This is a genomic window from Pseudomonas sp. 22490 (genome assembly GCF_052044465.1).
Taxonomy (GTDB): domain Bacteria; phylum Pseudomonadota; class Gammaproteobacteria; order Pseudomonadales; family Pseudomonadaceae; genus Pseudomonas; species Pseudomonas aeruginosa.
Map to the genome: position 1 here is coordinate 14,042 of NZ_JBQENS010000040.1, position 8,972 is coordinate 23,013.

General features: G+C 67.0%; 8 protein-coding genes. 7 read left to right on the forward strand and 1 reads right to left on the reverse strand.

All coding sequences use genetic code 11. The annotated features are described in order from the left end of the window. Positions 1 to 297: 297 nt before the first annotated feature. Positions 298 to 1,941 carry an alpha,alpha-trehalase TreA gene (treA, locus tag ACTJJX_RS30330; RefSeq protein ID WP_016852858.1) on the forward strand — a complete coding sequence of 548 codons (1,644 nt, stop codon included), beginning with the start codon at positions 298 to 300 and terminating at the stop codon, positions 1,939 to 1,941. Between the two features lie 3 nt (positions 1,942 to 1,944). Here treA and ACTJJX_RS30335 read toward each other — a convergent pair whose 3' ends face one another. Then, on the reverse strand, positions 1,945 to 2,883 hold the full coding sequence (locus ACTJJX_RS30335) for a LysR substrate-binding domain-containing protein (protein ID WP_003116916.1): 939 nt from the start codon (positions 2,881 to 2,883) through the stop codon (positions 1,945 to 1,947). 100 nt (positions 2,884 to 2,983) lie between these two features. Here ACTJJX_RS30335 and ACTJJX_RS30340 point away from each other — a divergent pair, with 100 nt between their 5' ends. The 6 genes from ACTJJX_RS30340 to ACTJJX_RS30365 all read left to right on the forward strand — a co-directional run bounded on the left by ACTJJX_RS30340 (position 2,984) and on the right by ACTJJX_RS30365 (position 8,845). After that, complete coding sequence (locus ACTJJX_RS30340) at positions 2,984 to 3,844, forward strand: pirin family protein (protein ID WP_016852857.1); 861 nt, start codon at positions 2,984 to 2,986, stop codon at positions 3,842 to 3,844. A gap of 97 nt (positions 3,845 to 3,941) precedes the next feature. Further along, positions 3,942 to 4,622 (forward strand): hydrolase, encoded by a 681-nt coding sequence (locus ACTJJX_RS30345; RefSeq protein ID WP_003111283.1) that lies wholly within the window; start codon positions 3,942 to 3,944, stop codon positions 4,620 to 4,622. 81 nt (positions 4,623 to 4,703) lie between these two features. Next, positions 4,704 to 6,122, forward strand: coding sequence for an OprD family porin (locus ACTJJX_RS30350; RefSeq protein WP_016852856.1), 1,419 nt, complete (start codon positions 4,704 to 4,706; stop codon positions 6,120 to 6,122). Between the two features lie 33 nt (positions 6,123 to 6,155). Then, positions 6,156 to 7,076 carry a SphA family protein gene (locus ACTJJX_RS30355; protein WP_003111281.1) on the forward strand — a complete coding sequence of 307 codons (921 nt, stop codon included), beginning with the start codon at positions 6,156 to 6,158 and terminating at the stop codon, positions 7,074 to 7,076. 360 nt (positions 7,077 to 7,436) lie between these two features. Beyond that, complete coding sequence (locus tag ACTJJX_RS30360) at positions 7,437 to 7,751, forward strand: hypothetical protein (protein WP_003113065.1); 315 nt, start codon at positions 7,437 to 7,439, stop codon at positions 7,749 to 7,751. Positions 7,752 to 8,332: 581 nt separating this feature from the next. Then, positions 8,333 to 8,845 carry a BRO-N domain-containing protein gene (locus tag ACTJJX_RS30365; protein ID WP_016852855.1) on the forward strand — a complete coding sequence of 171 codons (513 nt, stop codon included), beginning with the start codon at positions 8,333 to 8,335 and terminating at the stop codon, positions 8,843 to 8,845. Positions 8,846 to 8,972: the final 127 nt, after the last annotated feature.

Consider the following 8,972-nt stretch of genomic DNA (forward strand, 5'->3'; position numbering starts at 1 on the left):
GAACCGCCGAGGCCCTGCGCAAGGCGCGGGCAGCGGGGAACGGCACGGCGAAACGGCGACTGGGGGGCTCGCGCCCCTTCTGCGACGGACCTGCGCGAAGCGCTGGAGTTCATCTGCAAGGACCTGTCGGAAGCGATAGGTACGCTGGCGATCCTTCCGATGGAACTTCGTGCGCCGCGACTCACCGAAACAGGGGTAGCGACCTTCCCGGCCCTCCCGCCGGGTTGCCGCGCCGCCCCAGGCGCACCCCGCCGGCGACCGATCCGCGCCCGGCGTTTGCCGAAGAGGAGACAGCCGATGCCTGATCGAACCGCTCTGCCCCGCGCCATGCTCGCAGCCTGGGTCCTGCTCCTGCTGGCGGCCTGCAGCCAGGGCCCGGCGCCTACCCCGCCCGCGTCCTCGTCCTGGGGTTGGCAGGACGCCAGCGGCGAACGCGCGATCGCCCCCGACGAAGCCTATCCCGAGCTGTTCCAGGCGGTGCAGGAAAGCCGGCTGTTCAGCGACCAGAAGCACTTCGTCGATGCGCTCCCGCTGCGCGAGCCTGCACGGATCCGCGCCGACTACCTGCGCGAGAGGGAGCGGCCCGGCTTCGACCTGCGCGCCTTCGTCGGCCGCAACTTCGAGGAGTCCGGCAGCGTCGAGACCGCCCCGCCGGAAGCGGGCGCCGATCTCGCCAGCCACATCAGCGACCTGTGGCCGGCGTTGACCCGCCACTACGAGCAGGTGCCGGCCCACAGCAGCCTGCTGCCGCTGCCGAAACCCTACGTGGTCCCCGGCGGACGCTTCCGCGAGGTTTACTACTGGGACTCCTACTTCACCATGCTCGGCCTTGCGGAGAGCGGGCAGCACCCGCGGGTGCGCGACATGCTCGACAACTTCGCCTACCTGATCGATACCTACGGGCACATTCCCAACGGTAACCGCAGCTACTACCTGAGCCGTTCGCAGCCGCCGTTCTTCGCCTACATGGTGGACCTGCAGGCAAGACGCGAAGGCGACGCCGCCTACCGGCGCTACCTGCCGCAGCTACAGAAGGAATACGCCTACTGGATGGAAGGCTCCGCCGGGCTGCGCCCCAACGAGGCGCGCCTGCACGTGGTGAAACTGGCCGACGGCAGCCTGCTGAACCGCTACTGGGACAACCGTGACACACCGCGCCAGGAGTCCTTCCTGGAGGACCGGGCGACCGCCGCGCGCGCCCCGCAGCGCCCCGCGGGCGAGGTCTATCGCGACCTGCGGGCCGGCGCGGAAAGCGGCTGGGACTTCTCCTCCCGCTGGCTGGACGACGACCGCGAGCTGGCCAGCATCCGCACCACCGCCATCGTCCCGGTGGACCTCAACGCCCTGCTCTACCATCTCGAACGAACCATCGCCAAGGCCTGCGCCAGCAGCGCGCTGAAGGCCTGCGAGCAAGGCTACGGCGCCCGCGCGGAGAAGCGACGACAGGCCATCGAAGACCACCTCTGGCACCCGGCGGGCTACTACGCCGACTACGACTGGCAACGCCGGCGGCCCATCGAGCGGATCAACGCCGCCAGCCTCTTCCCGCTATTCACCGGGCTGGCCTCCGCCGAACGCGCCGGTCGTACCGCCGACAGCGTCGCCGCCCAACTGCTGCGCCCGGGCGGACTGGCCACCACCACCCGTGCCAGCGGCCAGCAATGGGACGAGCCGAACGGCTGGGCACCCTTGCAGTGGGTCGCCGTACAGGGCCTGCGCGCCTACGGCCGGGACGCCCTGGCGGAAGACATCGGCCGGCGATTCCTCGCCCAGGTGCAGCAGGTCTACGACCGCGAAGGAAAACTGGTGGAGAAATACGACATCAGCGGCAACCAGGGCGGCGGCGGCGGTGGCGAGTACCCGCTGCAGGACGGCTTCGGCTGGTCCAACGGAGTCACCCTGCAACTGCTCCGACTCTACGGCCCGGGCGCCGGTCGCTGAGCCTCAGCCCGGCGCCGGGTACTGGCGCTGCGCGGCGTCGGCGAAGCCTGCGGCGAGAAAGTCGATCAGCGCGCGGACCGAAGGCAACAGCCCGCGCCGCGAAGGGAACATTGCCACCACCATGCCTTCCACCGGCGTCCACTCCGGCAGCACCCGCACCAGCCGGCGCTCGGCCAGGTCGCGACTGACCACGCAGAGCGGCAGGCCGCCGATCCCGACGCCCTCCAGCACCGCCTGGCGCAAGGTGCCGAGGTCGTCGCTGAGCAGTTGCGGGCGCAGGTTGAGGGCCGCGCTGCTGCCATCCGCGCCGACCAGCCGCAGGCTGCCGTCCAGGCGCGAACGCTCCCAGCCGACGTAGGGCATCGCCGACAGGTCGGCCGGCAGCTCCGGCGGGCGGTAGCGGGCCAGCAGCTCTGGGCTGGCTACCAGCACCTGCGGGCTGCGCGCCAGCACCTTCATCACCAGGTCGCTGTCCTCCAGCGGCGGGAAACGCAGCGACAGCGAGACGTCGTAACCTTCGGCGATCACGTCGACCCGGCGATTGAAGGTCTTCACGTACAGCTCGACGTTCGGGTACTGCGCCATGAAGCGCGCCAGCATCGGCGCCAGTTCGAAGTGCAGCAACGGCGTCGAGCAGGTCAGGCGGACCATTCCGCACGGCTCCGAGCGGTTCTGTTCGATGACGTCCTCGGCGGCCTCCGCTTCCACCGTCATCGCCACGCAATGACGGTAATAGGCCTGGCCGATCTCGGTCACCTGGAATTGCCGCGTCGAGCGCTGCACCAGGCGCACCCCCAGGCGTGCCTCGAGCTGCGCGACCTTGCGGCTGATGGTCGACTTGGGAATTCCCAGCACCCGCCCGGCGGGGGCGAAACCACCGTGCTCGACCACCTTGGCATAGATGAAAAGCGCGTTCAGATCGAACACCAGCTCACCACTCATCGTTCCACCTGCGAGACTCTGAGACTTGATTTGCGGACTACCGGTTCCCACTCCCGGGAACTAGCGTATCGCTCCATCGACTCAATCGAGGAGCACCGACGTGAAAAAGGTCCTGGGAATCTACGGCAACGCCAACCGCCACTGGGTGGGCGACGGATTCCCCGTTCGTTCGCTCTTTTCCTACAACACACTGGGCCAGCATATCAGCCCGTTCCTCTTGCTGGACTACGCCGGGCCTGCTGATTTCCCCCCCGCACAGCAGCGCCGCGGCGTAGGCCAGCATCCTCATCGCGGCTTCGAGACGGTGACCATCGTCTACCAGGGCGAGGTCGAGCACCACGACTCCACCGGCGCCGGCGGACGCATAGGGCCGGGGGATGTGCAGTGGATGACGGCGGCCTCCGGGATCCTCCACGAGGAGTACCACTCGGAACGCTTCCGTAGCACAGGTGGAACGCTGGAAATGGTCCAGCTATGGGTCAACCTGCCCTCCAGCGACAAGATGAACCCGCCGCGCTACCAGACCCTGCTGGATGCCGACATTCCCCGCGTCGGCCTGCCCGACAGGGCCGGCGAACTGCGGGTGATCGCCGGACGCTACGGCCGCAACCAGGGGCCGGCGCTGACCCACTCGCCGCTGGCGGTCTGGGACGTGCAGCTGAAGGCCGGCAAGCACCTCGCCCTCGACCTGCCCAAGGGACATACCTGCGCCGTGGTGGTCCTGCGCGGCACCCTCGCGGTCGGCGACGAGATCGTTCGCGAAGCCCAGGTCGCCCTGCTCGACCGCGACGACCCGCGGCTGGAACTGGAAGCCAACAACGACGTGCAGTTGCTGGTGCTCAGCGGCGAGCCGCTGGACGAGCCGATCATCGGCTATGGCCCCTTCGTGATGAGCAGCCGCGAGGAAATCGACCAGGCCATCGAGGACTTCGAGAACGGGCGCTTCATCCGCGCCCACTGAAGTCCGCCCCCCTACGACATGGCCCGCGCAGGAAGCGCGGGCCCGGCCGGGCTTTGCCCGAAATTCACGGACGACCACCCTGCAAGAGGAAATGGAAATGAGCGCTCCCGCCAACTTCAACGGCCAGACCCCGAAGATCGATCCGGCCAACGCCGCCATGTTGCTGATCGACCACCAGAGCGGCCTGTTCCAGACGGTCAAGGACATGCCGATGACCGAACTGCGCGCCAACGCCACCACCCTGGCCAAGGTCGCCACCCTGGCGAAGATCCCGGTGATCACCACCGCCTCGGTACCGCAGGGCCCCAACGGCCCGCTGATCCCGGAGATCCACGAGGCCGCGCCGCACGCCCAGTACGTCGCGCGCAAGGGTGAGATCAATGCCTGGGACAACCCGGAATTCGTCGCCGCGGTGAAGGCCACCGGCAAGAAGCAACTGATCATCGCCGGCACCATCACCAGCGTGTGCATGGCCTTCCCCAGCATCGCCGCGGTACACGACGGCTATCAGGTGTTCGCGGTGATCGACGCCTCCGGCACCTACTCCAAGATGGCCCAGGAAATCACCCTGGCACGGGTGGTCCAGGCCGGCGTGGTGCCGATGGACACCGCCGCGGTCTGCTCGGAAATCCAGCGCACCTGGAACCGCGACGACGCCGTGCAGTTCGCCGAAGCCTACAGCGCGGTATTCCCGCACTACCAACTGCTGATCGAGAGCTACGCCAAGGCCCAGGCCGTGGTCAACAACCACGAGCAACTGGATTCGCAGCGCAAGTGATCCATGGGAAGGAAGGGGCTGCACGCCCCTTCTTTTGCCGAGCAGGAGCCTGGTGGACAGCAACGACTACGGACCGGACCCATGCCTGATTCCTCCATGAAGCGCGGGGCTACGCTCTGCCTTGCCCTTGCCATAGGTCCGGGCTCGACCCTCGCCGACGACTCCCTGGGCCATCGCGACAACATCAGCACCGGCCTGAACCAGCGGCAGAAAGCCGAAATGAAGGTGCCGCCGGGCTTCGTCGAAGGCTCGACGCTGAACGGTTTCCTCCGCAACTACTATTTCGCCCGCGACAACCACGACACCCCGTCCCGCCGCGACCAGCGCGAATGGGCCCAGGGCCTGATGCTGTCGTTCCGCTCCGGCTATACCGAAACGCCGATAGGCATCGGCCTGGATGCGCACGCCTTCTACGGCCTGCGCCTGGACGGCGGTGGCGGCAGCGGCGGTGCCGGCGTGCTGCCGCTGGACTCCGCCGGTCGCCCCGCCGACAGCTTCTCGGCGGCCGGCGCGGCCCTCAAGCTGCGCGGCCTGGACAGCCTGCTGAAGATCGGCGACCAGTTGCTGGAGAACCCGGTGATCGCCAGCGGCGTCAGTCGCATGGTGCCGCAGAGCTACCGTGGCGTGACCCTGAAGAACTACCATTTCCACGCGCTCGAACTGGACGCCGGCTTCGTCGAAGCCACCCGCCTGCGCAACCAGAACGGCCACAGTCATCTCACCAGCGGCTACGGCAACGGCACCAAGGGCGGTATCGCCGCCGATCGCGAAAGCCCGCACATCGCCTGGCTGGGCGCCAGCTACAGCGCCCCCGGCGGCAGCCAGGCGACGCTCTACAGCGGCCGCCTGGAGGATATCTGGAACCAGCACTACCTCGGCCTCAGCCAGCCGTGGCGGCTTTCCAGCCAATTGACCCTGACGCCCTGGCTGCATTACTACAAGACCCGCAACCAGGGCCGCAGCCAGCTCGGCCGGATCGACAACGACCTCTACAACGCCGGCCTGACCCTGGCCGGCGGCGGCCAGTCGCTGAGCCTCAGCCTGCAAAAGGTCGATGGCGACACCCCGTTCGACTTCATCGCGCAGAACGACCGGACCTTCCTCTACGAAAGCAACGCCATGCAGTACGCCGACTTCAACGGCCCCGGCGAGCGCTCGTGGAAGATCCAGTACCAGGCCAGCCTGGCCTTCCTCGCCGCCCCGGACTGGCAGTTCGGCGCCGCCTACGGCCGTGGCCAGGCCGACCTGACCCGGGTCGACCCGGACAGCGCGGGCTACGGCTACCTCTACAACCCCAATGGCAAGAACGCCCAGCACTGGGAACGCGACCTGTCGCTGCGCTACGCCTTCCCCGCCGGCCCGGCCAAGGGCCTCAGCGTGACCCTGCGCTGGGCCACCCACCGCCCCGGCGAAGGCTACACCGCCCCCGGCAACACCCGCGGCAACTCCAGCTCCGACGAATACCGGGTGGTGGTCGACTACCCGATCAGGTTGCTCTGAACCCACGGAACCAGAAAAAAGAGAAACTCCCTCATGCGTGCAGCCCTGCTACCCACCTTCGGCGCCCTCTCCGCCGCACTCTGCCTGGAGGCCCGCGCCGACGCCGTCGCGCTGCCGCCGCTGGCGCTCGGCAACGCCAGCTTCATGGACGGCGTCAGCCGTCCCGGCATGCTCTTCGAACTGCCCCTGCAATACGTTCGGGCGAACAACGCCAGCGACGCCGGCGGGCATTCGGTTCCCGGTCGGCAACGGGTTCGTGGCACCACGCTGTTGCCGCACTTCGCCTACCTCAGCCAGAACACCCTGCTCGGCGCCCACTACGGCGCCGAAGTGCTGCTGCCGCTGGTACGCCTGGACCTCGATATCGACGGCGGCCCGGACGGCCGGCGCACCCGCCAGGGCGACCTGATCGTCAGCCCGCTGATGCTGCAATGGGGGCCCGCTACGCTGTTCGGCCGCCCCTACTGGCAGCGCCTGAACTTCGTCTTCTCCCTGCCCACCGGTGACTACGACAAGGACGCCGCGATCAACACCGGCAGCAACACCTGGATCTTCAACCCGCACTACGCCTTCACCTGGGAACTGGGCGAGCGCCTGGAACTCAGCGGCCGCCTGCACTACGCCTGGATCAGCCGCAACGACGACCCCTCGCCGCGCCTGGGCGCAAACGACGTACAGCCGGGCCAGGCGCTGCACGCGAACTTCTCGATCTCCTACGCGCTGGACCCGCACTGGCGGATCGGCCTGGCCGGCTACCAGTTGAAACAGATCAGCGCCGACCGCATCGACGGCCACCGGCAGGCCGACTCGCGCGAGCAGGTCTTCGGCATAGGCCCGGGGGTGATGTACAGCCAGGGCAGGCAAACGCTGTTCGCCAACCTCTACGCCGAAAGCGGCGCGCGCAACCGCAGCGAAGGCAACCAACTGACCCTGCGCTACCTGCTGGCGTTCTGAATCGGCGGATAACGCCCTGGAAACGCCGACACCTCCCCAGCTCCGTAGGGCGAATAACCGCTCGCGGTTATCCGCCGCTTATCCGGGGTATCGGCGGATACCGCCTGTGGCGGTATTCGCCCTACAGGCCCTGGAAACGCCGGACAGCTCCCCCGGACATTTCCGCAGGCTCTCTCAGAAGCCCGGGAATTGGATAAAAACCCAGTAGGAGGATGATGGAGGGGCCGGCAAATCCATCCCGCAGGGACAGGACCGAACGGCACTGCCCTCTATTTTCTGAGGGCAAAAAAGACGCGGGCCGCAGGTGCGGGAACACCTACGACCCGCTAACCACAAACCAGCTTATAAAGGAGCTGACCCATGGCTAAGCCGAATGATACGTCCAACCCCGAGGTAACAGAATCGTCCCCCCGCTTCGTCCCGCTGCTACCCACCTCCCAGGCCGACATGTGTCCGCGTAGCGCCACCCTGTACGTGGACACCCATGCACTCCCCACGCACTTGTTCGACAACGCGAAAGTGCGCCTGAGGTCGGCAATCAACATCCTGGCCATGACCCGTTTGCTCGATGAGAAAGAAGAGCCCGGCGGCACCCTGGCCTACATCAACGGTGCGTTGCTGTCGCTGCTCAGCGATGCCTTGTCCGAAATCGAGGCGGGCCACCCGAGCCTGTAGCGCCGCTCCCCGGCGCGACGCCCCCGGCCTGGCCGGGGGCTTTGTGGCATCGCCCATCACAGGACCTTTCGCGCCCGAACGGCACGCTTGATCGCCGTCCCGGTCCTCGCGAAACGGCCGCCAATTGCCCGAAGCTTCCGACCCTTTTTTCGGACGATTTCTTACGCCCCTATAAATCAGCAAGTTACGAGACCTCGAAAAAAGAGGTTTTCTGGCAGGGAAAAACCCGCCGCTCCTGTTTTCCGCCAAATGGCTATAGGTTTTCCGGGCCAGCCCAGTGCCACGCAGGTAACCAGGAAATGCTCAGGGAACAGGTTCGGCTGCGAGCAGTTCACCGCCATATAGACAGTGGACAAGAGCCTACCCTCATAGGCCTAGCTGTTCAGCGGGCTTGTGCCATCGGAGACTTCGTACAAGGCTTAGCCATTGCCGTCCTACAGGCGCTGTCAGTAGGCTTTTTTCGCCGGCGACTTCGGTTCCCGGCAGACCACAGCCTGCTGGCCCAACACCCACGAGCGGCCTGTCTCCCTGCCGCGCCGGCAGAAGCCAGGCAGCGGACAGCTCAGAGAAGGATTTCTCCTATGCACGGCCATACCCAGCTTGCCCCGCACTACTTCTTCCGACAGCAGCGATTGCTGCGCGCGCTGCTGATCGACGACCAGGCCTGGTTCGTCCTCGACGACTTCGCCCGGCTGATCGAACACAGCCAGCCCGAACAGATGCTCGCCCGCCTGGACGACGACCAGGCGCGCCGCGAGTCGTTGCGTTCCGAACGTGGCGAAGACCAGGCGCAGTGGCTGATCAGCGAGTCCGGCGCGTATGCCACGCTGATCTACCAGCAGCGCGGCGATGGCGGCGAATTGCGCCGCTGGCTCAGCGGCGAGGTGGTGCCGGAGTTGCGCAGCGCCACCGACGACAGCGGCATGCCGCGCTACGTCAAGTTGCGCTGGGAGCGCCAGGTGGTGCACATGCTCGACTGGCAGGGCAAGCTCTGGGTGAATTTCAGCGAGATGCCCGACCTCCTCGAACGCCAGGGCGAGCCCATGGTGCAACTGGGTTGGCGACGCTGGTTGCGCAAGTTGCGCCCGCTGTAGGCGCCGCTCTGGCGTCGTGTTGGGCGGGGCCTGTCAGTTCTGCCAGCTTAAGCGGTGCGGCGCCATCCATTAACAATAGAGCAACGACTCGGGCCTAGCCTCTCCTTTCCCACGGACAGCACGAAAC

What these genes read in the sequence shown, in the direction of transcription:
- ACTJJX_RS30350 (WP_016852856.1), top strand. Translation starts at nt 4,704, where the DNA reads ATGCCTGATTCCTCCATGAAGCGCGGGGCTACGCTCTGCCTTGCCCTT.
- ACTJJX_RS30345 (WP_003111283.1), top strand. Translation starts at nt 3,942, where the DNA reads ATGAGCGCTCCCGCCAACTTCAACGGCCAGACCCCGAAGATCGATCCG.
- ACTJJX_RS30365 (WP_016852855.1), top strand. Translation starts at nt 8,333, where the DNA reads ATGCACGGCCATACCCAGCTTGCCCCGCACTACTTCTTCCGACAGCAG.
- ACTJJX_RS30360 (WP_003113065.1), top strand. Translation starts at nt 7,437, where the DNA reads ATGGCTAAGCCGAATGATACGTCCAACCCCGAGGTAACAGAATCGTCC.
- treA (WP_016852858.1), top strand. Translation starts at nt 298, where the DNA reads ATGCCTGATCGAACCGCTCTGCCCCGCGCCATGCTCGCAGCCTGGGTC.
- ACTJJX_RS30355 (WP_003111281.1), top strand. Translation starts at nt 6,156, where the DNA reads ATGCGTGCAGCCCTGCTACCCACCTTCGGCGCCCTCTCCGCCGCACTC.
- ACTJJX_RS30335 (WP_003116916.1), bottom strand. Translation starts at nt 2,883, where the DNA reads ATGAGTGGTGAGCTGGTGTTCGATCTGAACGCGCTTTTCATCTATGCC.